Source organism: Pseudomonas fontis (assembly GCF_028656955.1).
Lineage (GTDB): Bacteria > Pseudomonadota > Gammaproteobacteria > Pseudomonadales > Pseudomonadaceae > Aquipseudomonas > Aquipseudomonas fontis.
On sequence record NZ_JAMDGY010000102.1, the window covers coordinates 1 to 25463 of the forward strand.

At 64.0% G+C, this 25463-nt stretch carries 24 protein-coding genes; 10 read left to right on the forward strand and 14 right to left on the reverse strand.

Going from position 1 to position 25463, the window contains the following annotated elements:
* Positions 1-196 precede the first annotated feature (196 nt).
* Positions 197-1057, reverse strand: coding sequence for a MaoC family dehydratase (locus tag M5G11_RS24145; protein WP_273912740.1), 861 nt, complete (start codon positions 1055-1057; stop codon positions 197-199).
* A 2-nt stretch (positions 1058-1059) separates the two neighbouring features.
* A complete protein-coding gene (locus M5G11_RS24150; protein ID WP_273912741.1) occupies positions 1060-2412 on the reverse strand; it encodes a 3-oxoacyl-ACP reductase in 1353 nt (450 codons plus the stop codon).
* 120 nt (positions 2413-2532) lie between these two features.
* On the opposite strand from M5G11_RS24150, the gene M5G11_RS24155 reads away from it, so the two are divergent.
* The gene (locus tag M5G11_RS24155) at positions 2533-3810 is read left to right on the forward strand and encodes an acetyl-CoA C-acetyltransferase (protein WP_273912742.1); all 1278 of its coding nucleotides are present in this window, start codon (positions 2533-2535) and stop codon (positions 3808-3810) included.
* Here M5G11_RS24155 and M5G11_RS24160 read toward each other — a convergent pair.
* Positions 3797-4819, reverse strand: a complete 1023-nt coding sequence (locus M5G11_RS24160; protein WP_273912743.1) for a bile acid:sodium symporter family protein — start codon at positions 4817-4819, stop codon at positions 3797-3799. The two genes, M5G11_RS24155 and M5G11_RS24160, sit on opposite strands and share 14 nt — an antisense overlap.
* Before the next feature lie 85 nt (positions 4820-4904).
* On the opposite strand from M5G11_RS24160, the gene M5G11_RS24165 reads away from it, so the two are divergent.
* Positions 4905-5696 (forward strand): AraC family transcriptional regulator, encoded by a 792-nt coding sequence (locus tag M5G11_RS24165; RefSeq protein ID WP_273912744.1) that lies wholly within the window; start codon positions 4905-4907, stop codon positions 5694-5696.
* Between the two features lie 165 nt (positions 5697-5861).
* Entirely contained in the window at positions 5862-6755 is an 894-nt protein-coding gene (locus M5G11_RS24170) for a PA4780 family RIO1-like protein kinase (RefSeq protein WP_273912745.1), read from the forward strand.
* A 4-nt stretch (positions 6756-6759) separates the two neighbouring features.
* Here M5G11_RS24170 and cueR read toward each other — a convergent pair whose 3' ends face one another.
* From cueR to M5G11_RS24185, 3 genes are read right to left on the reverse strand one after another with little or no spacing between them, the layout of a single operon-like run.
* Complete coding sequence (gene cueR / locus M5G11_RS24175; RefSeq protein WP_273912746.1) at positions 6760-7161, reverse strand: Cu(I)-responsive transcriptional regulator; 402 nt, start codon at positions 7159-7161, stop codon at positions 6760-6762.
* Complete coding sequence (locus tag M5G11_RS24180; RefSeq protein ID WP_273912747.1) at positions 7158-9560, reverse strand: heavy metal translocating P-type ATPase; 2403 nt, start codon at positions 9558-9560, stop codon at positions 7158-7160. Before M5G11_RS24180 ends, cueR begins: the two co-directional genes overlap by 4 nt.
* A 54-nt stretch (positions 9561-9614) precedes the next feature.
* Positions 9615-10001 (reverse strand): hypothetical protein, encoded by a 387-nt coding sequence (locus M5G11_RS24185; protein ID WP_273912748.1) that lies wholly within the window; start codon positions 9999-10001, stop codon positions 9615-9617.
* Between the two features lie 146 nt (positions 10002-10147).
* Here M5G11_RS24185 and M5G11_RS24190 point away from each other — a divergent pair, with 146 nt between their 5' ends.
* Both M5G11_RS24190 and M5G11_RS24195 read left to right on the forward strand, forming a co-directional pair.
* Entirely contained in the window at positions 10148-10345 is a 198-nt protein-coding gene (locus M5G11_RS24190) for a heavy-metal-associated domain-containing protein (protein ID WP_273912749.1), read from the forward strand.
* A 189-nt stretch (positions 10346-10534) separates the two neighbouring features.
* The gene (locus tag M5G11_RS24195; RefSeq protein ID WP_273912750.1) at positions 10535-11716 is read left to right on the forward strand and encodes a multidrug effflux MFS transporter; all 1182 of its coding nucleotides are present in this window, start codon (positions 10535-10537) and stop codon (positions 11714-11716) included.
* Here M5G11_RS24195 and M5G11_RS24200 read toward each other — a convergent pair.
* The gene (locus tag M5G11_RS24200) at positions 11700-11864 is read right to left on the reverse strand and encodes a hypothetical protein (RefSeq protein WP_273912751.1); all 165 of its coding nucleotides are present in this window, start codon (positions 11862-11864) and stop codon (positions 11700-11702) included. The two genes, M5G11_RS24195 and M5G11_RS24200, sit on opposite strands and share 17 nt — an antisense overlap.
* Before the next feature lie 111 nt (positions 11865-11975).
* On the reverse strand, positions 11976-12989 hold the full coding sequence (locus M5G11_RS24205) for a zinc-binding alcohol dehydrogenase family protein (protein ID WP_273912752.1): 1014 nt from the start codon (positions 12987-12989) through the stop codon (positions 11976-11978).
* A gap of 118 nt (positions 12990-13107) precedes the next feature.
* Here M5G11_RS24205 and M5G11_RS24210 point away from each other — a divergent pair, with 118 nt between their 5' ends.
* On the forward strand, positions 13108-14028 hold the full coding sequence (locus M5G11_RS24210; protein ID WP_273912753.1) for a LysR family transcriptional regulator: 921 nt from the start codon (positions 13108-13110) through the stop codon (positions 14026-14028).
* 407 nt (positions 14029-14435) lie between these two features.
* Positions 14436-15167: an ArsR/SmtB family transcription factor gene (locus M5G11_RS24215; RefSeq protein WP_273912754.1), complete on the forward strand. Its 732-nt coding sequence runs from the start codon at positions 14436-14438 to the stop codon at positions 15165-15167.
* A 72-nt stretch (positions 15168-15239) separates the two neighbouring features.
* Here the strand turns inward: M5G11_RS24215 and M5G11_RS24220 are convergent, their stop codons facing one another.
* Positions 15240-16193, reverse strand: a complete 954-nt coding sequence (locus M5G11_RS24220; RefSeq protein WP_273912755.1) for an adenosine deaminase — start codon at positions 16191-16193, stop codon at positions 15240-15242.
* Between the two features lie 77 nt (positions 16194-16270).
* On the opposite strand from M5G11_RS24220, the gene M5G11_RS24225 reads away from it, so the two are divergent.
* Complete coding sequence (locus M5G11_RS24225; protein ID WP_273912756.1) at positions 16271-17356, forward strand: calcium:cation antiporter; 1086 nt, start codon at positions 16271-16273, stop codon at positions 17354-17356.
* Here M5G11_RS24225 and M5G11_RS24230 read toward each other — a convergent pair.
* The 5 genes from M5G11_RS24230 to M5G11_RS24250 all read right to left on the reverse strand — a co-directional run bounded on the left by M5G11_RS24230 (position 17353) and on the right by M5G11_RS24250 (position 22224).
* The gene (locus M5G11_RS24230; RefSeq protein WP_273912757.1) at positions 17353-18708 is read right to left on the reverse strand and encodes an 8-oxoguanine deaminase; all 1356 of its coding nucleotides are present in this window, start codon (positions 18706-18708) and stop codon (positions 17353-17355) included. The genes M5G11_RS24225 and M5G11_RS24230 overlap by 4 nt on opposite strands.
* A gap of 115 nt (positions 18709-18823) precedes the next feature.
* Positions 18824-19507: an SDR family oxidoreductase gene (locus tag M5G11_RS24235; protein WP_273912758.1), complete on the reverse strand. Its 684-nt coding sequence runs from the start codon at positions 19505-19507 to the stop codon at positions 18824-18826.
* A 442-nt stretch (positions 19508-19949) separates the two neighbouring features.
* The gene (locus M5G11_RS24240; RefSeq protein WP_273912759.1) at positions 19950-20534 is read right to left on the reverse strand and encodes an IMPACT family protein; all 585 of its coding nucleotides are present in this window, start codon (positions 20532-20534) and stop codon (positions 19950-19952) included.
* A 9-nt stretch (positions 20535-20543) separates the two neighbouring features.
* Positions 20544-21203: a TetR/AcrR family transcriptional regulator gene (locus M5G11_RS24245; RefSeq protein WP_273912760.1), complete on the reverse strand. Its 660-nt coding sequence runs from the start codon at positions 21201-21203 to the stop codon at positions 20544-20546.
* A gap of 103 nt (positions 21204-21306) precedes the next feature.
* Complete coding sequence (locus M5G11_RS24250; RefSeq protein WP_273912761.1) at positions 21307-22224, reverse strand: LysR family transcriptional regulator; 918 nt, start codon at positions 22222-22224, stop codon at positions 21307-21309.
* Positions 22225-22350: 126 nt separating this feature from the next.
* Between M5G11_RS24250 and aptA the strand changes: the two genes are divergently transcribed.
* Positions 22351-23697: an omega-aminotransferase AptA gene (aptA, locus tag M5G11_RS24255; protein ID WP_273912762.1), complete on the forward strand. Its 1347-nt coding sequence runs from the start codon at positions 22351-22353 to the stop codon at positions 23695-23697.
* A gap of 62 nt (positions 23698-23759) precedes the next feature.
* The gene (locus M5G11_RS24260) at positions 23760-25253 is read left to right on the forward strand and encodes a CoA-acylating methylmalonate-semialdehyde dehydrogenase (protein WP_273912763.1); all 1494 of its coding nucleotides are present in this window, start codon (positions 23760-23762) and stop codon (positions 25251-25253) included.
* Positions 25254-25463 lie beyond the last annotated feature (210 nt).

Here is a 25463-nt window from a genome sequence, read left to right on the forward strand (position 1 = left end):
GTGGGCTCGGAGATGTGTATAAGAGACAGGTCGTGAGCCGTGGTCGAAGCCGCTGCCGGCAGGCTGCGCTGGAGCCCGTGAGGGCTCCCAAAGGCGGCGCCTGCTGTGCAGGCGAGCGCAGCCTGACGGCAGCGGCTACAGAGCAGCGATAGACCGCAAAGCAATAGCCAAGCGAATTCGCCGGCAAGGCCAGGTTCTACGACTTCGCGATCGGCCGCCAGCTTCCCAGCATATGCACCAACTCCCCATGCCCACGCAGCCGCAACTGCCCCTGCGCCCCGACGTCACTGCACTCCAGCACCACCTCACTGGGCAGGCGCACCGGTTTCTGGAAGCCCACCGCAATCTCATAACCACTGAGCGGCAGATGCCCGCGCAACGCCGCCACCGCCATGGCCTTGCTCCACATGCCATGGGCAATCGCCTGGGGGAAACCAAACAGCTTGGCGCTCACCGCACTCAGGTGGATCGGGTTGTAGTCCCCGCACACCTTCGCATAGCGCCGGCCAATATCGCTGTCGGCATACCAGCGGGTCAGTTCGCTCAATGGCAACGCTTCAGGCGCATCAATCTCAACGGCGTCACCCTCAAGCGTCACCCCCCGACAAAGCATCCGACTGGTCTCTGACCAGATCAACCCCAGGCCATCTGCCGCTTCGGTCACCAGGTCGAACGTCGCCCCCTTCTCGTGTGGCTGCAAATTTTCCACCCACACCGAAAACTGCAATTGGCTCACCCCACCCAACGGGCGCAGCACGCGAATCGAGTTGTGCAGGTGCACCAGCCCCAGCAGCGGGAACGGAAACTCCCGGCTGGTCAGCAACTGCATCTGCAAGGCAAACGCCATCACATGCGGGAAGGTCGCCGGCAAGTGATGCTCATCGCCGAAGTGGCACAGCTTGCAGTAGGCATCCAGCCGCCTGGCGTCCACTGCCAGGGTGCAACGCAAGCCGCCGGCGGGCAGCACGCTGCCAGTGATTTTGCGCTTGCGCGCCGCCTTGAAATACAGCCCGGACAGCGCTTCGGTGTGGCCTGGGTCGGTCCATGTCCGGGTCATGTTCAGGCCCCCATCGCGGCTTGACCGCACACTCGCAGCACCTGGCCGTTCACCGCGCCGGTACCCGGCTGCGCCAGCCATGCCACGGCCTCGGCGACGTCTTGCGGCAAGCCGCCCTGGCCCAGCGAACTCATGCGCCGGCCCGCTTCACGCAAGGCAAAGGGAATCGCCGCCGTCATCCGCGTTTCAATAAAGCCCGGTGCCACGGCGTTGATGCTGCCACCGGTCTTGGCCAACAGCGGCGCCCAGGCCTGGGCCAGGCCGATCAGCCCGGCCTTGCTCGCGGCATAGTTGGATTGCCCACGGTTGCCGGCGATCCCGCTGATCGACGCGAGCAGCACGATGCGCGCATCGGCATGCAGCGCACCGCCATCAAGCAAGGCCTGGGTCAGCACCTGCGGCGCCTTCAGGTTGACCGCCAGCACGGCGTCCCAGAACTCCGGGGTCATGTTGGCCAGGGTCTTGTCGCGGGTGATGCCGGCGTTGTGCACGACGATGTCGATCCCCTCGGGCAAACCCTCCAGCAACTGCGCCGGGGCATCGCTGGCGCAGATGTCCAGGGACAGGCTGCGGCCACCCAGGCGCGCGGCCAGCGCGTCGAGGTCATCCTTGACCTGCGGTACATCCAGCAACACCACCTCGGCGCCATCGCGGGCCAGGGTTTCGGCAATGGCCGCGCCAATGCCCCGCGCCGCGCCGGTCACCAGGGCCGTGCGCCCGGCCAGCGGGCGGGTCCAGTCCTGCACCTGGCGAACACAGGCGCCCAGGCGCAGCACCTGGCCGCTGACAAAGGCGCTTTTGGGCGAGAGGAAGAAACGCAGCGCGCCTTCAAGTTGATCCTCGGCATCGCTGCCGACATACAGCAATTGCAGGGTCCCGCCCGCCCGCAGCTCTTTGGCCAGCGAGCGGCTGAAGCCTTCAAGGGCGCGCTGGGCGACGCTGGCCTGAGGGTCGTCCAGCGACTCCGGCGCACGCCCCAGAATCACCACCTTGGCGCTCGGTGCAAGGCTGCGCAGCAGCGGCTGGAAGAATTCACGCAGTTGCTTGAGCTGATCACTGTCGCTGATCGCGCTGGCATCGAACACCACCGCCTTGAGCTTGCTGCCCAACCCCGCGACCCACGCCGGCAACCCCAGCGCCTCGTCCGCAAAGCTGAACAGTTCTGCTGTCAGGCGCGGGCCGAACGCTGCGACTTTCGCTGCCAGCGGGCCACCGCCAAGCAGCAGCGCGCCCTCGACCGGCCGCAGCCGGCCCGCTTGCCAACGCTCCAGCCGGGCTGGCGAAGGCAGGCCGACAGCGCCCACCAGGCGGCGTCCAAGGTCGGAGTTGGCGAAGTCGATATAGCGATCGCTCATGAGTACGTCTCCCTGAAATAAGCACCAAAGTGTGGACCATGATTGCCCTTTGGTCGTTCGCCCGGCGAAAAAACACCTACGCTTTAGCCGGTCTATCTCGCAGAAAAAGGAACGCACTACATGTCAGCTTTGCGTCGGGTCGCGATCATTGGCGGCAACCGCATTCCCTTTGCCCGCTCCAACGGGCCGTATGCCACTGCCAGCAACCAGACCATGCTCACCGCCGCCCTCGAGGGGCTGATCGAGCGTTACCAACTGCATGGCCTGCGCCTGGGTGAAGTCGCCGCCGGGGCGGTACTCAAGCACGCTCGGGACATGAACCTGACCCGCGAATGCGTGCTCGGCTCACGCCTGTCGCCGCAAACCCCGGCCTACGACCTGCAACAGGCCTGCGGCACCGGGCTTGCGACGGCCCTGCAAGTGGCCAACAAGATCGCCCTGGGGCAGATCGACTGCGGCATTGCCGGCGGTGTCGACACCACGTCCGATGCGCCGATTGCGGTGAACGAAGGCCTGCGCAGGATCCTCCTGCAAGCCAACCGCGCGAAAACCACGGGCGACAAGCTCAAGGCCTTCCTGCAACTGCGCCCTGGCCACCTGATCCCGGAATTCCCGCGCAATGGCGAGCCGCGCACGGGCCTGTCGATGGGTGAGCATTGCGAGCGCATGGCGCAGACCTGGCAGATCGAGCGCCAGGCCGAGGACGAACTGGCGCTGCTCAGCCACCAGCACATGGCCGCCGCCTATGCCGAAGGCTGGTACGGCGACCTGCTCACCCCGTTCCAGGGCCTGAGCCGCGACAACAACCTGCGCCCGGACCTGACCCTGGAAAAGCTCGCCAGCCTCAAGACGGTGTTCGATCACAGCGACAAGGCCACGCTCACGGCCGGCAACTCCACACCGCTGACCGACGGCGCCTCGGTGGTCTTGCTGGCCAGCGAGGACTGGGCCAAGGCCCGCGGCCTGCCGATCAAGGCGTATCTGGTCGATGGCGAAACGGCTGCGGTGGATTTCGTCAACGGCCAGGAAGGCCTGCTGATGGCCCCGGCCTACGCGGTGCCACGCCTGCTGGCGCGCAACGGCCTGACCCTGCAGGACTTCGACTACTACGAAATCCACGAGGCCTTCGCCGCCCAGGTGCTGTGCACCCTGAAGGCCTGGGAAGATGCCGAGTACTGCCGCACCCGGCTAGGGCTGGAGGCGCCGCTGGGGTCAATCGATCGCAGCAAGCTCAACGTCAAGGGCAGCTCGCTGGCGGCCGGGCACCCGTTCGCAGCGACCGGCGGGCGCATCCTCGCCAACCTCGCCAAGCTGCTCGAAACCGCCGGCAAAGGGCGTGGCCTGATCTCGATCTGCGCGGCCAGCGGCCAGAGCGTGACGGCGATTATCGAGCGCTGACCAGCGCAGGGTCTGCTGCCTGCGGGGCCGGGCGATTGGCGTAGTGCTCGGCCATGATCGAACAGACGATCAGTTGCAGCGGGTGATAGATCATGATCGGCAACAGGATCAACCCCAGCCCCGGGTGCGCGCCGAAGATCAGCGCGGCCATCGGGGCGCCGGCCGCCAGGGACTTCTTGCTGGCGCAGAACACTGCGGCGATCTCGTCGGCCGGGCTGAACTTGAGGGCACGGGCGGTACGGGTGGTCATCCACAGGATCAGCGCCAGCAACAGGCCGCTGCCGACCAGCGCCATCAGCAGCACCGCGCTGCCTTGTTGCTGCCACATGCCGGAAACCATCGAGTTGCAGAACGCGGCGTACACCAGCAGCAGGATCACCAGCTTGTCCATCACGTTGGTGTAGCGCTTGTGCCGGGCGAAGAAGCGCCCCAGCCACGGCCGCAACAATTGCCCGAGCACCAGCGGCATCAGCAACAGGGCGCAGAGGTCGAGCAAGGTCGCGCCCAGATCGATGCCATCGCTGCCGCTACCGACCACCAGGCTTACCAGCCACGGGGTGATGAAGATCCCCAGCACGCTGGACAGGCTGGCATTGAGGATCGCCGCCGGCACGTTGCCGCCGGCGCTGCCGGTCAACGCCACCGAGGAGGAGATGGTCGAGGGCAGGGCGCACAGGTACAGGAAGCCAAGCATCAGCAATGCCGGGATCTGCGTGCCGAGCACGCTCTTGCCCAGCAGCCACAGCAGCGGGAACACCACGAAGGTGAAGCCTTGCACCATCAGGTGCAGGCGCCAGTTCTTCAGGCCGTGACGGATCTGCTCGCTGGACAGGTTGATCCCGTGCAGGAAGAACACCAGGAACACCCCGATGTTGATCACGTACTCGGCATGCATCGAGCCGCCGCTGCTGCCAAAGCGCGGGAACAGCCAGGCCAGGAAGGTGGCGAGGAACATGCCGCAGAGGAACCAGTCGGTTACCACGCGTTTGAAATGTCGGAATGCTTGCATCGGCGGGCCTGCGAATCATTTTGTAATAATGAAACCAGAGGCTACCCTGCGAGCAGTTTTCCGTCTTGCGACACAAGGCCAAGCGATGCCGAGTAAAGGACAACATCCTGCCCCGCGCCTGATTCCCGCCCTGGCGTCGCTGCCAAGGCCGTTGTATGCCCGGGCCGAAAGCCTGCATGCCGGGTCGTGGACGCCGCGTCATCAACACGACTGGGTGCAGTTTTCCTACGCGATCAGCGGGGTGCTCGGCGTGTACACCGCCGAGGGCAGTTATTTTGCCCCGCCGCAGTGGGGCGTCTGGGTGCCGGCGGGGGTCGAGCACGAGGTGATCACCTCCACCCGTGCCGAGATGCGCAGCCTGTACGTGCGCCGCGAAGACGCCCTGTGGGCCGAACCGCGTTGCCGGGTGCTGGAGGTGACCCCGCTGGCGCGGGAGCTGATCAAGCAGTTCTGCCTGTTTGCCGTGGACTACCCCGAAGGCGACAGCCCCGAGGCGCATGTGGTCCAGGTTTTACTCGATCAACTGCAGGTGTTGCCGGAGGTGAGCTTCTCCTTGCCGTTGCCGCAGCACCCGCGCCTGCTGGAGCTGTGCAACGACCTGCTCGAACACCCCGAGCAGCAGCACAACCTGGGCCATTGGGCCGAGCGCATGGGCCGTTCGCAGAAGACCGTGATGCGTTTGTTCCAGCGCGAGACCGGCTTGAGTTTTCGCGCCTGGCGCCAGCGCATGCGCCTGCTGTCGTCGCTTGATGCCCTGCAAGCGGGCCACAGCGTGACCGAGGCGGCACTGGGCTGTGGCTACGATTCCACCTCGGCCTATATCGCCGCGTTCAAGGGCTTGTTCGGCGCCACGCCGGGGGAACTGTTCAGGAATTGAACAGGTCCCACGATTGTTTTGGACTTCCCGTACATCGTGGGGTCCATTGCCTGTAGTGGCGCTTGTTGTATCGTGACTGCGCAACTGATCGCCAGCTGTGAGAGGATGGCCGGCAACCCGTGATACACCGTGTGTTTGGCAAAACAGGACCCAGAACAAAAACCGATGAAGACTCCAAAACGGATTGAGCCGCTAATTGAAGACGGGCTGGTCGATGAAGTGCTGCGCCCCTTGATGAGCGGTAAGGAAGCGGCGGTGTACGTCGTGCGCTGCGGGGCGCAGCTGCGCTGTGCCAAGGTCTACAAGGAAGCCAACAAACGCAGCTTCCGCCAGGCCGCCGAATATCAGGAAGGCCGCAAGGTACGCAACAGCCGTCAGGCCCGGGCCATGGCCAAGGGTTCCAAGTACGGGCGCAAAGAGGCCGAAGAAGCCTGGCAGAACGCCGAGGTCGCGGCCTTGTTCCGCCTGGCCAACGCGGGCGTGCGCGTCCCCAAGCCCTACGACTTCCTCGATGGCGTATTGCTGATGGAACTGGTGGCCGACGAGCACGGCGATGCCGCGCCACGGCTCAACGATTGCCATCTGGAGCCGGACCAGGCGCGCGAGTACCACGACTTCGTGATTCGCCAGATCGTGCTGATGCTGTGCACCGGGCTGGTGCACGGTGACCTGTCGGAGTTCAACGTGTTGCTGGGCCCGGACGGCCCGGTGATCATCGACTTGCCGCAGGCCGTCGATGCAGCGGGCAACAACCATGCGTTCAGCATGCTTGAGCGCGATGTCGGCAACATGGCGGCCTACTTCGGCCGCTTTGCCCCGGAGCTGCGCGACACCCGTTACGCGCGGGAGATGTGGGCGTTGTTCCAGGCCGGCGACCTGCTGCCGGACAGCCCGCTCACCGGTCTGTATGCCGATGACGAGCACGATGCCGACGTCGATGGCGTACTGCGTGAAATCGACGCGGCGCGCATCGAGGAATCCCGTCGCCAGGCCGCCCGTGCCGACGCCGAACGCGGCCCGACCAAGGGCGAAGAACCGCCTCCGCCCTGGATGCAGTGATGCGCTAGTGGCAGCAGCGCCCGGCGGCCAGGTCCTTGAGGATCGGGCAGTCGGGGCGCTGGTCGCCCTGGCAGTGGGCAACCAGCTCGCTCAAGGTGTCGCGCAGGCTCACCAACTCTTCGATACGCCGGTTCAGGTCCGCGACATGCTCGGCGGCCAGGGTCTTGACGTCGGCGCTGGCGCGATGGCGGTCCTGCCACAGGGTCAGCAGCTTGGCCACCTCGTCCAGGGAGAACCCCAGGTCACGCGAACGCTTGATGAAGTTCAGGCTGTGCAGGTCGTCCTGCTGGTACAGGCGATAGCCGCTGTCACTGCGGTGGGCCGGCTTGAGCAGGCCGATGGACTCGTAGTAGCGGATCATCTTTGCGCTCAGGCCGGTGCGGCGAGCAGCTTGACCAATATTCATGAGGCGTCCTCCAGTGGCGCGGTGTCGGGCTTCCAGGTTTTCAGCCAGAGGGCATTGCTCACCACGCTGACACTCGACAGCGCCATGGCGGCGCCAGCCAGCACCGGGTTGAGCAGGCCGAAGGCGGCCAGCGGAATACCGATCAGGTTGTAGATAAAGGCCCAGAACAGGTTCTGGCGGATCTTCGCGTAGGTCTTGCGGCTGATCTCCAGCGCCGCTGGCACCAGGCGCGGGTCGCCGCGCATCAGGGTGATGCCGGCCGCCTGCATGGCGACGTCGGTGCCGCCGCCCATGGCGATGCCGATATCGGCAGCCGCCAGTGCCGGGGCGTCATTGATGCCGTCGCCGACCATGGCCACCACCCCGGTTTTTTTCAGCTCGACCACGGTGGCGGCCTTGTCTGCCGGCAACACTTCGGCGTGCACGTCCTGGATACCCAGGGCCTGGCCGACCACCTTGGCGCTGCCACGGTTGTCGCCGGTCAGCAGGTGGCTGCTGATGCCTTGTCCCGCCAGTTGGGCCACGGCGCTCCTGGCACCGGGCTTGAGGCTGTCACCAAAGGCGAACAGGCCCAGCACACGCGGCTGCGCGCCACGCTCGATCAACCAGGACAGGGTGCGGCCCTCGGTTTCCCAGGCGCTGGCGCTATCGGCCAGTTCACCCGGTTGCAGCCCGGCCTCTTCAAGCATGCGCCGATTGCCCAGGGCCAGGTCGCGGCCGTCGAGCTGGCCGGCGATACCGCGACCGGTCAGGGATTTGCTGTCGCTGATGGCCGGCACGGCAACGCCTTGCTCTTCACAGGCGTCCAGCACGGCCTTGGCCAGCGGGTGTTCGCTGCCGCGTTGCAGGGCGCCGGCCAGGCGCAGCAGTTGCGCCTGGTCATCCACCAGCGCCTGGCTGTGCACGATGCGCGGGCTGCCGGAGGTCAGGGTGCCGGTCTTGTCGAAGACCACGCGGTTGACCGCATGGGCGCGCTCCAGGGCTTCGGCGTCCTTGATCAGGATGCCATGGCGCGCGGCCACGCCGGTGCCGGCCATGATCGCCGTCGGCGTGGCCAGGCCCAGCGCACAAGGGCAGGCGATGACCAGCACGGCGACGGCGTTGATCAGCGCGGTTTCCATTGGCGCCCCGTACAGCCACCAGCCGACCAGGGTAATCAAGGCCAGCACCAGCACGCTGGGGACGAAGACCTGGCTGACCCGGTCGACCAGCTTCTGGATCGGGGCCTTGGCGGCCTGGGCGTCTTCCACCAGGCGGATGATGCGCGCCAGCACGGTTTCGGTGCCCAGGGCGAGGGTGCGTACCAGCAGCCGGCCTTCGCCATTGATGGCGCCGCCGGTGACCCGGTCGCCGGGCTGCTTGGGCACCGGCAGGCTTTCGCCGCTGATCAATGCTTCGTCGGCATGGCTCTGGCCTTCGATCACTTCGCCATCCACGGGGAAGCGCTCGCCGGGCTTGACCATGACCAGGTCGTGCAGGCGCAGGGCGCTGATCGGTACGTCACGTTCCTCGCCATCCACCACCTGCAGCGCGCGCTCCGGGCGCAGCGCTTCGAGGGCGCGAATGGCACTGGCGGTCTGGCGTTTGGCGCGGCTTTCGAGGTATTTGCCCAGCAGCACCAGGGCGATCACCACGGCCGAGGCTTCGAAATACAGATGCGGCATCGTACCGGCGCTGGCGCGGGCCCATTCATACAGGCTCAGGCCGTAGCCGGCGCTGGTGCCCAGGGCAACCAGCAGGTCCATGTTCCCGGCCCCGGCGCGCACGGCCTTGAACGCGGCGACGTAGAACCGCGCGCCAAGAATGAATTGCACGGGGGTGGCCAGTACGAACTGCGCCCAGGCCGGGAGCATCCAGTGGACGCCGAACGGCTGCAGGAGCATCGGCAGTACCAGCGGCAATGCCAGCAGCACGGCAATGGCCACGGCCCAGCGCTCGTTGCGCAGGCGCTTCTCGGCGTCGGCCTGGTCCTGCTTGCCGGTTTGCGGGAGGGTGGCGCTGTAGCCGGCACGGACCACGGCATCGATCAGCAACTGGTTGTCGAGCGGGGCGATGAGGTCAATGTGGGCGCGTTCGTTGGCCAGGTTGACGCTGACCTGCTGCACCCCCGGCACCTTGTTCAGGGCCCGCTCGACGCGGCCGGCACAGGAGGCGCAGGTCATGCCGCCGATCTGCAATTCCAGGCTGCGGGTCGGGACGCTGTAGCCAGCCTTGCTGACAGCCTCGATCAGCGCCGGCAGGCTTTGCGCAGGGGCCAGGACCCGGGCCTGTTCGGTGCTCAGGTTGACGTTGACGTCTTGCGCGCCGGTCACCTTGCGCAGCGCCCGCTCGACCCGACCTGCGCAGCTGGCGCAGGTCATACCGGCAATCGGCAGGTCGAACGTGGTTGAATCGGACATGGGGCACTCCTCCGTGGATTGGCCTCCAGCTTCAACCTTGTCACGAGGTCAAGGTCAATACTCCAGGCTGGCGCGTTTCAGGTTCAGGCCATATTGATCCATTGCGATGCGGTATTTATTGATCTGGCCCGCCTGCAAGGTCAGGGTGGTGCTGCGCTGGTTCTCGATGCCGTTGTTGCAGCCGGGCGCTTGCCCTGGCAACAGGCGCAGGCGAACATCGACGGTGCCGGCGGGCAGGTTGAAGGAGGTGGCCTGTTCCTGGAACAGGCGCGCCGAGAGTTGGTCGTTGAGGTAAATGCCGATCTCGCACGAGGTGGCGACTTCGAGACGTTCGCGGGAAATGATCAGTACGCTGTAGTCCGAGTTGCCTTCGGCGCTGGCCTGTGGGGCGAACGCGACCATGCCCAGCAAACCGATAAGGCCCAATGCTGCCTTGCCCATGGGTGAGTCTCCTGCAAAAAAATCGTCAAAGGCGCAGCTTGGCCGAGCGGCGCGCGGATTTCCAGCCCGGCAGGCAATCGACTAACTTGACCTTACCCCGGTGGCAAGATTGAAACTTGGGAAAACCCGAGTAGGAGGCAATGCCAATGCAAGTGTTCAACGTTCAGGGTATGACCTGTGGTCATTGTGTGAAATCCGTTACCCAGGCCATCCAGGCGCAGGACCCGGCGGCGACCGTGGAGGTCCACCTGGGGCAGAAGGAGGTGCGGGTGCACAGCCTGCTGACAGAGCCGCAGATTCTCGCGGCGATTCGTGAAGAAGGCTATCAGGCTGAGCCCCAGTAACCACCGCCAACTCTGTGGGAGCCGGCCTTGCCGGCGATGAGGCCGGTAGGGCCGCGAAAATCTGTGGCCGCTTCGCAGCCATTCGCAGGCAACGCCGGCTCCCACAGGGAATTTGTGCGTCACGACTGCTCCATAACCCCCGAGGGCCGGGTAGACTAGCCAACTTGCTTAGCCTGCTACGGATTCTCGATGAACCTAAGAACCCTCCTTATTCTCGGCGCCCTGAGTGCGTTCGGGCCATTGGCAATCGACTTCTACCTGCCCGGTTTCCCGGCCATGGCACAGGCATTCGCCACGGATGAAAAACACATCCAGAGCACCCTGGCCGCCTACTTCCTCGGCCTTTCGCTCGGCCAACTGGCCTACGGCCCGGTCGCTGACCGCTTCGGCCGGCGTATCCCGCTGCTGTTCGGGGTCACGCTGTTCACCCTGGCGTCGTTTGCCTGCGCCTACGCGCCGAACCTCGACTCGCTGATCCTCGCCCGCTTCGTCCAGGCCCTGGGCGGATGTGCCGGCATGGTGCTGTCGCGCGCCATCGTCAGCGACAAGTGCGACGCCGTCGGCACCGCCAAGGTGTTCTCGCAGTTGATGCTGGTGATGGGCCTGGCGCCGATCCTCGCGCCCATGCTCGGCGGCCTGCTGGTCAACCTGTACGGATGGCAGTCGATCTTCCTCGCCCTGACCCTGTTCAGCGCCCTGTGCGCCCTGGCAGTGGCGCTGGGCCTGCCGGAAAGCCTGCCGGCCAACCAGCCGCGCCCGCCGTTGTCCGGTGCGTTTCGCCAGTACGGGCGGTTGCTCAAGGACAAGGTATTCATCGGCCATGCACTGACCGGCGGCATCGCGATTGCCGGCATGTTCGCCTACATCGCCGGTTCGCCTTTCGTTTTCATCAAGCTTTACGGGGTTCCGCCGGAGCATTACGGCTGGCTGTTCGGCAGCAACGCGGCCGGGTTCATCCTGGTGGCCCAGGTCAATGCACGCTTGCTGGCCAAGCGCGGCCCGGCGTTCCTGCTGGCGCGCACGGTGTGGGTGTATCTGGCGGCGGGGGTGGTCTTGCTGGGTATCAGCGCATTGCACACCCGTGAACTCTGGCCGCTGTTGATCCCGTTGTTCATCTGCATTGCCAGCCTGGGCTGCATCATCCCCAACGCCTCGGCCTGCGCCATGAGCGGGCAGGGCGCCCGCGCCGGTAGCGCGTCGGCATTGCTCGGTTGCCTGCAATTCAGCGTCGCCGCAGGTGCGGCGGCGCTAGTGGGGGTGTTGCACGATGGCAGCGCCATGCCGATGGCCATAGTCATCAGCCTGTGTGGCGTGGCGGCCGTGACGGCAGCGGTGTTGACCCGGCGCTTGCAGCTCAGCCGGCCCGTTTGAGCGGGTGGGGTGCCTGCAGGCGGGCCTGAAGGGTGCTGACGAAAGCGCGGGCCTCGGCCTCGCTGCGAAAGCTCACCACGTGCTGGTCGAGCTGAACCTGCCAGGGACACTCGGGTTTTCTGGCTGACGCACTGACGACAATCTTCATCGCTGCTACCTCCAGTGGGCTAGGGCTGATGAATTGTAGCGCCGCACTGGCCACCTGGCATGACCTGGGTCAGTGCCCTGACTGACGGTCATGCCAGGTTCTTTTTCGCGATCAGAACCCTTCGAGCACGATCTTGCCCTTGGCCACGCCGCTCTCCAGCAGGGCGTGGGCACGGCGCAGGTTTTGCGCGTTGATGGTGCCGAAATGCTCGCCCACGGTGGTCTTCAGGGTGCCGGCGTCGATCAGTTCGGCGACCCGGTTGAGCAGCACGTGCTGCTCGATCATGTCGGCGGTTTCAAACAGCGAGCGGGTGTACATGAGCTCCCAGTGCAGTGACAGGCTCTTGCGCTTGAGCTTGATCACGTCCAGCTGTTTCGGGTCGTCGATCAGGCCCAGCTTGCCTTGGGGGACCAGGGCTTCGACCAACTGATCGAGGTGCTGCTCGGTCTGGGTCAGGCTGGCCACGTGAGTCACCTGCTCAATGCCCTGGGCCTTGAGTGCTTCAGCCAGCGGCTGGCGATGGTCGACCACCACATGGGCGCCGAGCTGGCGAGCCCAGGCCTGGGTTTCTTCGCGTGAAGCGCTGCCGATCACTTTCAGCCCGGTCAGTTGGCGCGCCAACTGCGTGAGGATCGAGCCGACACCGCCGGCAGCGCCGACGATCAGCAGGCTCTGGCCCAGGTCGGTATGGCCTTCGGCGATTTGCAGGCGCTCGAACAGCAACTCCCAGGCGGTAATCGCGGTCAGCGGCAGGGCTGCCGCTTCGGCGAAGCCCAGGGTCTTCGGCATATGGCCGACAATGCGCTCATCCACCACGTGCAGTTCGCTGTTGCCACCGGCGCGGGCAATGGAGCCGGCATAGAACACCTTGTCGCCCGGTTGGAACAGCGAGACCTCGCTACCCACTGCCATGACCACACCGGCCACATCCCAGCCCAGCACCTTGGCCGCGCCGCCTTCGGGCTGCACGCTCTGGCGCACCTTGAAGTCGACCGGGTTCACCGAGATGGCTTTGACTTCCACCAGCAGGTCACGCGGGCCCGGGGTGGGGGCTGGCAGCTCGATATCCTGCAACGCGGCAGGGTCGGTGATGGGCAGGGAGTGGTAGTAGGCAACGGCTTTCATTGGGTGACTTCCTTTGAGGGGGTGGCAATGGCGCCCATCATTGGCGCTTTCACTCTTGGTTAAAAGCAGCTAAAAGCGCAGTGTCTTTCAATGAATTTTTGATAATGAGGCCTGCGCCATGCTGCGATCCGATGATTTGCTGGTATTCGTTCGCGCTGCCGAACTGGGCAGCCTGTCGGCGGCGGCGCGGGTGCTGGACTTGTCGCCTGCGGTAGCCAGTGCTGCGCTCAAGCGTCTGGAAGGGCAGTTGGGCGCCCGCCTGCTGGCACGCTCCACACGCAGCCTGCGCCTGACTGCAGAAGGCGAAGGGTTTTTGCAGCATGCCCGCAGTGCGCTGGTCAGCCTGGAGGATGGGCAACGCCAGTTGGTTCAGGGGCGCGACAAGGTCAGCGGGGTCTTGCAGTTGTCGGCGCCTTCGGACTTGGGCCGCAATGTGCTGTTGCCCTGGTTGAACGAGTTGCAGCAAGAGCACCCGTTGTTGAACGTGCGGCTGTTGCTCGGTGACCGCAATGCCGACCTGTTCCGCCAACCCGTGGATGTGGCCGTGCGCTATGGCACGCCGGAAGACTCAAGCCTGGTGGCGGTGCCGTTGTGCCCCGACAACCGTCGGGTGCTGTGCGCTTCCCCGGCCTATCTGGCGCGCCATGGCTCGCCGGGCGATTTGCAGGCACTGGCCGGGCATAATTGCCTGCTCTATCAGCTCGGCGACCGGGTGTACGACCAATGGCGGTTCGGCGAAGGCGCCAGTGAAATCACTGTGCAGGTGAAGGGCGACCGCTTCTGTGACGATGCCGATGTGGTGCGGCGCTGGGCGCTGGCGGGGGCGGGTATCGCCTACAAGTCCTGGCTGGACATCGCGGCCGACGTGCAGAGCGGGCAGTTGCGGGTACTGCTGCCAGAGCTGCGCGGGGAGGCAACGCCCCTGCAATTGCTGTGCGCCCAGCGTGCTCCGTTGGGCAAACCGATCCAGCTGTTGCGCGACTTGCTCAAGGTCCGCTGCCAGGTGTTGATGGAGCAATTGAAGCTGCTGAGCCAATAAGTGACAGCATTTGTCAGTCTGACAGTCACGGCTTTATTACGTGAACGTTCTTGTAACGCGGGTTGTAGGGCTACGCCCGTTTATTATTTTGATCATCTATTCAGCCAACTTCGGCGCACTTAGGGTGGACGGGGTATTGCCTCCCTCTGCACCTGTTTTTCGGTGGTTTTCCTGCTGTGGCAAATGTGGGTACGGGTGCGCAGACCTTGGCTGTTCCCCACGCAATGGCAGATTTTCCGCATGAAAACCGGGCTTATACTGCGCTGCACATGACACGCCAGAACGATACGTTTCCATCTCGGCAACGCGAGAAAACAGCACCTCCTGTTATTACATTCAGCAACGAATGGCATGCCGGTCGTGAGCGGGTCCCATCAGGAACTATTGATTTCGCAGGGAGTGAGTGCATGAACCTAGTAACCAGCATCAGCCAGGTCGCCGGTCTGCTGGCCGACCCCAAACGCAGTGCCATGCTCTGGGCGCTGATCGATGGCATGGCGCGGCCTTCGGAGGAGTTGGCCTTGATGACCGGGCTCAGCCCATCGTCCGCCTGTGCCCATCTGGCGCGCTTGGCCGCAGGTGGTTTGCTCAAGCACGAGGCGCGTGGGCGCAAGCGCTATTTTCGTTTGGCCACGCCGGAAGTCGGCGCTGCGGTGGAGGCCCTGGCCAGTTTGCCGGTGAGCATGTGCCCGCCCTGCAATGACCCGCGTGAGGCCGGCATACCGCTGGCCATGCGGCGAGCGCGGCTGTGCATGGATCACCTGGGCGGGGAGGTCGCCGCCGATCTGTATCAGCGCTTGCTCGATGCGCGCTGGCTTGAGATCAATGACCAGCACCTGGATGTCACGCCTTATGGACGCGGGCAGTTTGCGCGCATTGGCATCTACATCGAGGCGGTTGCCTTGCGCCAGGGGCGCCTGGCCAGCCCGTGCCAGTGCTGCAACGAGTGGGCCGGGCAACGCCAGCATGTCGGCGGGGCGTTGGGCAGCAGCCTGCTCAAGTTGTTCATCCAGTCTGGCTGGGCGCGCTTGAACGAAGAGACGCGGATGTTGCAGGTCAGTACGGCGGGGCTACGCGAGATAAGGCGCATCGCAGCGGTCGAGGAGCAAGCGAGGGTAGCGGACGAGCTTGCTGTGTAGCCGCTGCCGCAGGCTGCGCTGGAGCCCGGGAGGGCTCCCGACACGCAGCCGGCAGCGTTTACAAACGCTCGGTCAGGCCCGGACCAGCCGCGCATCCAGGCTGTTCTGCGCCAGGCGTTTGGCCTGGTCTTCAGTCATCCCCAGGTGGGTATGCAGGGCATGGAAGTTCTCGGTCACATAGCCGCCGAAGTACGCCGGGTCGTCGGAGTTCACGGTGACCTTCACGCCACGCTCGAGCATCTCGAGGATGTTGTGTTCACGCATATGGTCGAACACGCACAGCTTGGTGTTGGACAGCGGGCAGACCGTCAGCGGGATCTGTTCGTCGATGATCCGCTGCATCAGCCGCTCGTCTTCAATGGCGCGTACACCATGGTCGATACGCTGGATCTTGAGCAGGTCCAGGGCTTCCCAGATGTACTCGGGCGGGCCTTCCTCACCGGCATGCGCCACGGTCAGGAAGCCTTCGCTGCGCGCCCGGTCGAACACCCGCTGGAATTTGCTCGGCGGGTGGCCCATCTCGGAGCTGTCCAGGCCCACGGCGATGAAGGCATCGCGGAACGGCATGGCCTGGTCGAGGGTCTTGTGCGCCTCTTCTTCGCTCAGGTGGCGCAGGAAGCTCAGGATCAGGCCGCTGCTGATGCCCAGCTGCTGCTGGCCATCCTTGAGTGCGCCGGCGATGCCGTTGAGCACCACTTCGAAGGGGATGCCCCGGTCGGTGTGGGTCTGCGGGTCGAAGAACGGTTCGGTATGGATGACGTTCTGCGCCTTGCAGCGTTGCAGGTAGGCCCAGGTCAGGTCGTAGAAGTCCTGCTCGGTGCGCAGCACGTCGGCGCCCTGGTAATACAGGTCGAGAAATTCCTGCAGATTGTTGAACGCATAGGCGCCGCGCAGGGTTTCGACATCGTTCCAGGGCAGGGCAATCTTGTTGCGCTCAGCCAGGGCGAACAGCAACTCGGGCTCCAGCGATCCTTCCAGGTGCAGGTGCAACTCTGCCTTGGGCAGGGCGTTAAGCCAGTCGTACATAATCAATGCTCATCAGGTTCGGTTGCCGGCATTCTACTACAGTCATTAGCCAGTACCCCCGCCACCAAGGGCCGCCGATGCTCGCACTGCTGAATCAGGAAAAGCCGTTATTGCTGGCGGTGGTGATGGCCATGCTGGCCTGGCCACTGGAGCACTGGCTGCTTGGGCAAGGGCACGGCATAGCCCTGATCGCCGGCTTCGTGTTGGTGGGTGCCATCGTCTGCGCCTCGATGCGCGTGGCCCAGCATGCCGAGCGGCTGGCAGAAATCGTCGGTGACCCGTATGGCACGATGATCCTCACCTTGTCGGCGGTGATGGTCGAAGTGGTCATCCTGGCCATCATGATGAGCAACGAGGCGTCAGCCACGCTGGTGCGGGACACCATCTATTCGGCGGTGATGCTCGACATCAACGGCATTCTTGGCCTGGCAGCGCTGATGGGCGGGCTCAAGCATGGCGAGCAGTCCTACAACGACGATTCGGCGCGTACCTACAGCGTGATGATCATGACCGCGATGGGTGTGTCGATGGTGGTGCCGGAGTTCATCCCGCAGCAACACTGGCGGCTGTACTCGGTGTTCACCATCGGGGCGATGGTGGTGCTCTACACCTTGTTCCTGCGCATGCAGGTCGGCCCGCACAGCTACTTCTTCAGCTACAGCTACCCGCAGAAAAAACGCCGCGAACCCGCCGGTACACCCGAACCGGTGAACAAGATGCAGTCCATCGCCATCCTGGTCTTCGGGGTGGTGATCATCGGCCTGCTGGCCGAGGTCATGTCCACGACCCTCGACTACGGCCTGGAAGCCAGCGGCGCACCGCCGGTGTTGACCGCCATCGTGGTCGCGACGATTTCCGCCGCGCCGGAGATCCTCACCGCACTGCGCGCGGCCTTGGCCAACCGCATGCAGTCGGTGGTCAACATCGCCCTCGGTGCGTCGCTGTCGACGGTGATCCTCACCGTGCCGCTGATGGAAGCCATGGCCCTGTATACCGGCCAGCCGTTCCAGATGGCCATGACCCCGGTGCAGACGGTGATGATTGCCATCACCCTGATCGTCAGCGCAATCAACCTCAACGATGGCGAAACCAACGCCATCGAAGGGATGACTCACTTCGTGCTGTTCGCCACCTTCATCATGCTGGCGTTCATGGGGCTTTAGCCGGCGATCAACTGCGCAGCGGCCTGGCGGTGGTTGGCGATCAGGCCCTGGATATCCATGCCTTCAATCTGGCCGTCGATTACCCGCCATTCGCCACCGACCATGACCCGGTCCGCGCGGTCCGCGCCACACAGCAGCAGGGCCGAGAGCGGGTCGTGGCTGCCGGAGAAACGCAGCTCGTCCAGCTTGAACAACGCCAGGTCCGCCTGCTTGCCAACGGCCAGTTCGCCGATATCACTACGCCCCAACAACTGCGCGGAACCACGGGTTGCCCAGCCCAGCGCGAGTTCCGGGGTGATCGCCTCGGTGCCGTAGCGCAGGCGTTGCAGGTACAGGGCCTGGCGCGCTTCAAGGATCATGTTGGACGCGTCGTTGGACGCCGAGCCGTCTACGCCCAGCCCGATAGGTGCACCGGCGTTGGTCAGGTCAAGGGTCGGGCAGATGCCGGAAGCCAGGCGCATGTTCGAACTCGGGCAATGGCAGATGCCGGTACCGGCTTCGCCCAGTCGAGCAATTTCATCAGGGTTGAAGTGAATGCCATGGGCCAGCCAGGTGCGCGGGCCGAGCCAGCCGACGCTGTCCAGGTAGTCCACGGTACGCAGGCCGAAACGTTGCAGGCAGAAGTCTTCCTCGTCGAGGGTTTCCGCCAGGTGAGTGTGCAGGCGCACATCCAGCTCTTCGGCCAGGGTGGCGCTGGCGCGCATGATTTCCGGGGTCACCGAGAACGGCGAGCATGGCGCCAGGGCGATCTGGATACGGGCGCCGTCGCCGCGCTCGTGGTAGCTGTGGATAAGTCGCTGGCTGTCGGCCAGGATCACTTCGCCCTGCTGCACGGTCTGCTGCGGCGGCAGGCCACCGTCGGCCTCGCCCAGGCTCATCGAGCCACGGGTGAGCATGGCGCGCATGCCCAGTTTGCGCACGCTGCCCACCTGCACGTCGATGGCGTTCTCCAGGCCATCGGGGAACAGGTAGTGGTGGTCGGCCGCGGTGGTGCAACCGGACAGCAGCAGTTCGGCCAGGGCCACTTCGGTGGCCAGCTCCAGCTTGGCGGGGGTCAGGCGGGCCCAGACCGGGTAGAGGGTTTTCAACCAGGGGAACAGCGGCTGGTTGACCACCGGCGCCCAGGCACGGGTCAGGGTCTGGTAGAAGTGGTGGTGGGTGTTGATCAGGCCCGGCAGCACCACGTGCTCGCGGGCATCGAAGGTTTGCTCGCAGGGTTGGCTGGGGCTTTGGCCGAGGCCGAGGACTTCACGGATGACACCGCCTTCAAGCACCAGGCCGCCACGGGCGTCGAGGGTGTTGGCAGTAAAGATGGCAAGCGGGTTTTTCAACCAGATACGGGTCGCAGGCATGGTGCCGGCTCCTCTGAAAGTGGGTTCAGGTTAGCCAGCTCAGTGTTGCCCTGTCTGCTGATCCAGGTTCGCCGCGGTGGGCGAGGCGTCGAGTCTACACCCACCGCAACGCAAATCACCAGACCAGCGTTTCACCCTTGTAGTTGATGAAATGCAGGCCGCCCTTGCCAGCGTTGGCGTTGATCTGATCGCGCATGCCGCGGGTGCTGGTGAGCACGTCGATCTCGGCGTTCTCGCCGCCCATGTCGGTTTTCACCCAGCCTGGGTGCATGGCCAGCACGGTGTATGACGGCTGCTGCAGGGTGACGTAGCTGTTGATCATCGAGTTGAGCGCGGCCTTGCTGGCCTTGTACAGGCACATCTCGCTGCCATCGGGAATGGCCACGCAGCCAAGGATCGAACTCATGAACGCCAGCACGCTGTGACGGTCACGCAGTTGCGGGGCCAGGCGCTGGGCCACGCGAATCGGCGACACGGCGTTGGTCAGGAACAGGTCGCCGACATCTGCCAATTTTGCGCGTTCGGCGTTCTGATCGCCCGGGCCCATGACGCCGGCGTTGACGAACAGCAGGTCGAACACCTGGCCTTGCAGGCGCTGTTGCAGCGCATCGATTTGTTCGCCGCTGTTCATTTCCAGGGTTTCCACCTGCACGTCCGGCAAGGCTGCCAGATCCTTGGCCTTGGCCGGGTCACGGACCGTGGCAACGACCTTCCAGCCATCTTCGTGCAGGCGTTGCACCAGGCCCAGGCCCAGGCCGCGCGAGGCGCCGATGATCAGTGCGGTTTTCGAAGTGGTCATGAAGCAACTCCTTGTGAGGGGGATGTAAGCGAAGGGCGTAGCGGGCATGCCTGCTGCAACGCCAGGAACCCTGAAGGGCATCGACCTTGGAGCATACGCCAGCCTTCACCTTGTTGTACGCGCTGTTGGCGCACCTGGTTAAAAAATGATCACCCTCGTGCGGAGGCGGCCAGGCAGGCGATTGCTGCACAGGTGCACGGTTTATCCACAGCTTGCTCCACAGTATTTGTGTGCAACTTGGAAAACCGCGCATTGGCCCGGTTCATGGGCCCTCCAGCACCTTGTCGCGGATTCAAGCGGCTGATTTATCAACAGAATGAGCGCTGCCATCAAAGATTGATCAAAATATGATCGTTTGCTTGAAAGCCACGTAATCAAAGGGCTGTAGAGGAGTGCCCAGAGGTTATCCACAGCCGGGCCCACAGTGGATGTGGGCAAGTGTTCAGGTACGCTCGAGCAGGATCCGGCCCCGGCTGAGATCCGCCAACTGACGCTGCAACGGCTCGATGTGCGCTTCCCCTACGGCGAGCAGCAGGTCGACGCCGTTGGCGGTGAATTGCTCATCCAGCACCAGGCCATCAGCTTCCGCCACGCGCAACTTGAGCAGGGCCAGTTCACTGAAGGTGCAGTTGCAACGCAGTTCGACGCGGCTGACCAGCAGGCGTTTTTCCGCCTGTTGCAGGCACTTGTTGGCCCCGCCGCCATACGCGCGGGCCAGGCCGCCGGTGCCCAGTTGAATGCCACCGTACCAGCGGATCACCAGTACCACGACCTGATCGCAATCCTGCGCTTCGATGGCCGCAAGGATCGGCCGCCCTGCAGTGCCGCCGGGTTCGCCGTCGTCGCTGCTGCGGTACTGGTCGCCGAGCTTCCAGGCCCAGCAGTTGTGGGTGGCGGCCAGGTCGCTGTGTTGCTCGATGAAGCGTTGCGCATCGGCGGGGCTGCTGATGGGCGCGGCGAGGGTGATGAAGCGGCTCTTGCGAATCTCTTCGCGAAACTCGCAGGTGTCCAGCAGGGTAAAGGGCATAAGCGCGGTTCAGTTCGGTGGGGTCAGGCCACAGCCTTTGAGGATGATGTGGATAAGGTTGTTGCTGGCGTCTTCCATGTCCTGCTTGGTCAGGCGGCTGCGGCCGGTGACCTGGCAGATCTGGGTGGCGAAGTCCGCGTAGTGCTGGGTACTGCCCCAGAGCAGGAAGATCAGGTGCACCGGGTCGACCGGGTCGATCTTGCCGCTGTCGATCCAGTGCTGGAACACGGCAGCCCGGCCCTTGAACCACTCGCGGTAGTCCTGGCTGAAGTAGTCGCTCAGGCAATGGCCGCCGCTGATGATCTCCATGGCGAAGATCCGCGAGGCCTGCGGGTTGCGCCGGGAAAACTCCATCTTGGCGCGGATGTAGTGGGCCAGCGCCACGGCCGGGTCGTCATCGGCACTCAGGGCGTTGAAGGTGCTGTCCCACAACTCGATGATGTTGCTCAACACCGCCACGTACAGGCCCAGCTTGTTGGTGAAGTAGTAATGCAGGTTGGCCTTGGGCAGCCCGGCCTTCAGCGCGATGGTGTTCATGCTGGTGCCTTTGAACCCGTGCCGGGCGAACTCGTCCTCGGCGGCCTGGATGATGGCTTGTTCGTTCTTCTGGCGGATGCGTCCGGCGGGTTTGGCAACATGCGGGCGATGGGCAGGAACTTCAAAGGTCATGGGCAATTCCGGAAAAGTGCACGGGAGTTTTTAGGCATCAGCACTGATACCCCAGCCGGGCGGGGCAAACAAGCGTTCGCCCGAGAAATAGCGCAAATGCGTCTCAACGTGTCGCCGCCAGGCTTTCCAGGAAACTTTCCAATACCAGGTGCGGGCGCCGGCCCTTGCGCGTGACCCATGACAATCCCAGGTCATAGAAGCGCTCGCTGGCCTTGAGTGCACGCAGCCGACCCTGCTGGACCCAGAAGCTGGCGTAGTGGTCTGGCAGGTAGCCGATGAAGCGGCCGGTCAGGATCAAAAAGGCCATGCCCTCACGGTCGGAGGCACTCGCAGTGCAACGCAGGGCCTGGTAATGCGCCTGGATGTCGGCGGGCAAGCGGAAGGTGGGCGCGATGGCTTCTTGGCCATTGAGCCGTTCATCGTCCAATTGCCGATCATCTACGTAGAACAGCGGGTGACCCACTGCGCAGTAGAGCAGTGAGCGTTCGCTATACAGCGGCTGGTACTCAAGGCCCGACAGCGGGCTGGTCTGCGGCACCACACCGACATGCAGGCTGCCGTCGAGCACGCCTTGCTCCACCTGGCTGGGGGCGATCATGCGGATCTGGATGCGCACGTCCGGGCCACGGTCCTTGAGTTCGGCCAGGGCGTGGGTGATGCGCATGTGCGGCAGGGTCACCAGGTTGTCGGTCAGGCCGATATTGAGCTCGCCGCGCAGGTGCTGGTGCAGGCCGTTGACCTCGGTGCGAAAGCTTTCCAGCGCACTGAGCAATTGCAGCGCCGACTGGTACACCTCGCGGCCTTCCTCAGTCAGCGAAAACCCCGCGCGCCCGCGCTGGCACAGGCGCAGGCCGAGGCGTTGCTCAAGGTCGCTCATTTGCTGGCTGATCGCCGAGCGACCAATGCCCAGCACGTTCTCTGCCGCCGAGAAGCCGCCGCACTCGACCACGCTGCGGTAGATCTTCAGCAGACGGATATCGAAATCACTGACCTGGGCGAGGGTCTCAGGGCGACGGCTCATAGTTTAGTATCCGGCTAACTGAAGATTAGAAAAGTAGGCTTTTTCGGACTTTATCGTCGTGACAACGTAGCTGCAACAACGCTAATCACTCTCTTGCTGCCTAATTGTCTTGCGAGGTCTTGCCCGATGAACATGCCTGAACACGCTACTGCCGGTCTGGCTAGCCAGCTCAAGCTGGATGCGCACTGGATGCCGTACACCGCCAACCGCAATTTCCAGCGTGATCCGCGCCTGATCGTCGCGGCCCAAGGCAATTACCTGGTCGACGACCAGGGCCGCAAGATCTTCGACGCTCTTTCGGGCCTGTGGACCTGCGGCGCTGGCCACACCCGCAAGGAAATCCAGGAAGCGGTGTCCCGCCAGTTGGGTGTGCTCGACTACTCGCCAGCGTTCCAGTTCGGTCACCCGCTGTCGTTCCAGCTGGCCGAGAAGATCGCCGACCTGCTCCCGGGCAACCTGAACCACGTCTTCTATACCAACTCCGGCTCCGAGTGCTGCGACACCGCGCTGAAGATGGTCCGTGCCTACTGGCGCCTGAAAGGCCAGGCCAGCAAGACCAAGCTGATCGGCCGTGCCCGTGGTTACCACGGGGTGAACGTCGCTGGCACCAGCCTGGGTGGGGTGAACGGCAACCGCAAGATGTTCGGCCAGTTGCTGGACGTCGACCATATCCCGCACACCTTGCTGCCGGGCAACGCCTTCACCAAGGGCATGCCGGAGGAGGGCGGTATTGCCCTGGCCGACGAGATGCTCAAGGTGATCGAGCTGCATGACGCCTCGAACATTGCCGCACTGATCGTCGAGCCGCTGGCGGGTTCCGCCGGTGTACTGCCGCCGCCGAAGGGCTACCTGAAGCGTCTGCGCGAAATCTGCGACCAGCACAACATCCTGCTGATCTTCGATGAAGTGATCACTGGTTTTGGTCGCATGGGCGCCATGACCGGTGCCGAAGCCTTCGGCGTGACCCCGGACCTGATGTGCATCGCCAAGCAGGTCACCAACGGCGCCATCCCGATGGGCGCAGTGATCGCCACCAGCGAGATCTACCAGACCTTCATGAACCAGCCGACCCCCGAGTACGCCGTGGAATTCCCGCACGGTTACACCTACTCGGCGCACCCGGTGGCCTGCGCCGCCGGTATTGCCGCGCTGGACCTGCTGCAAAAGGAAAACCTGGTGCAGTCCGCTGCCGAGCTGTCCCCGCACTTCGAGAAGTTGCTGCACGGGGTCAAGGGCACCAAGAACATCATCGACATTCGCAACTACGGCCTGGCCGGCGCCATCCAGATCGCCGCGCGAGACGGTGATGCCATCGTGCGTCCGTACGAAGCGGCAATGAAACTCTGGAAGCAAGGCTTCTATGTGCGCTTCGGTGGCGACACCCTGCAGTTCGGGCCAACCTTCAATACCAAGCCCGAAGAGCTGGACCGCCTGTTCGACGCGGTCGGCGAAGCCCTGAATCAGGTCGACTGATCCCTCTATATATAAGCAGGCGCGTACACCGCGCCTGTTAACCCCCTTTTCTGGAGTTCTGCATGAGCATTGTTCAGCATCTGATTCACGGTGAGATGGTTTCTGGCGGTACGCGCAAGGCCGATGTGTTCAACCCGGCCACTGGCCAGGCGATCCACAAACTCGAACTGGCCGACCGGGAAACCGTGCAGAAGGCCATCGACTCCGCCAAGGCGGCGTTCCCGGCCTGGCGCAATACCCCACCGGCCAAGCGTGCCCAGGTGATGTTCCGTTTCAAGCAACTGCTGGAGCAGAACGAAGCCCGCATCTCGCAGATGATCAGCGAAGAGCACGGCAAGACCCTGGAAGACGCTGCCGGCGAACTGAAGCGCGGCATCGAGAACGTCGAGTTCGCCTGCGCCGCGCCGGAAGTGCTGAAGGGTGAGTACAGCCGCAACGTCGGCCCGAACATCGATGCCTGGTCCGACTTCCAGCCGCTGGGCGTGGTGGCCGGTATCACCCCGTTCAACTTCCCGGCCATGGTGCCGCTGTGGATGTACCCACTGGCGATTGCCTGCGGCAACTGCTTCATCCTCAAGCCGTCCGAGCGTGACCCAAGCTCGACCCTGTTCATTGCCCAGTTGCTGCTCGAAGCCGGCCTGCCCAAAGGCGTGCTGAACGTAGTGCACGGTGACAAGGTCGCGGTGGACGCGCTGATCGAAGCACCAGAGGTCAAGGCCCTGAGCTTTGTGGGTTCGACCCCGATTGCCGAATACATCTATGCCGAAGGCACCAAGCGCGGCAAGCGCGTGCAGGCCCTGGGCGGCGCGAAGAACCACGCGGTGCTGATGCCGGATGCCGACCTGGACAACGCGGTCAGCGCACTGATGGGCGCAGCCTACGGTTCCTGTGGCGAGCGCTGCATGGCGATCTCGGTGGCCGTGTGTGTCGGTGACCAGGTGGCTGATGCCCTGGTGGCCAAGATCGTTCCACAGATCAAGGCCCTGAAAATTGGCGCGGGCACCAATTGTGGCCTGGACATGGGCCCACTGGTCACCGCCGCTGCGCGCGACAAGGTGGTGGGCTACATCGACGACGGCAAGGCTGCCGGTGCCGAGCTGGTGGTGGACGGTCGTGGCCTGCAGGTCGCTGGCCATGAGGAAGGCTACTTCGTTGGCGGTACCCTGTTCGACCGGGTGACCCCAGAGATGCGCATCTATAAAGAAGAGATCTTCGGTCCAGTGCTGTGCATCGTCCGGGTCAACAGCCTGGAAGAGGCCATGCAACTGATCAACGATCACGAGTACGGCAATGGCACCTGCATCTTCACTCGTGATGGTGAGGCTGCGCGTCTGTTCTGCGACGAGATCGAGGTGGGCATGGTCGGGGTCAACGTACCGTTGCCGGTGCCTGTGGCGTATCACAGCTTCGGCGGCTGGAAGCGTTCGCTGTTCGGCGACCTGCATGCCTATGGCCCGGATGGCGTGCGCTTCTACACCCGGCGCAAGGCAATCACCCAGCGCTGGCCGCAGCGTGCGAGCCACGAGGCGTCGCAGTTCGCCTTCCCAAGCCTGTAATTGCGCGGGCGATAAAGGAAGGCCGCGAGGCCTTCCTTTAGTGTTTTAAGGGTTTTTGACCCTCATGACAGATTTGTTGCAGATAAGCCTTGACGCTCGATTTAATCTCTCTATAATTCGCCCCACTTCCGGCGTAGTCGGAACAGAAAACTCCTTGAAACTCAATGGGTTAGATGTTCCAGGTAGTGCCGGGATGCTTCGATCGAAAGA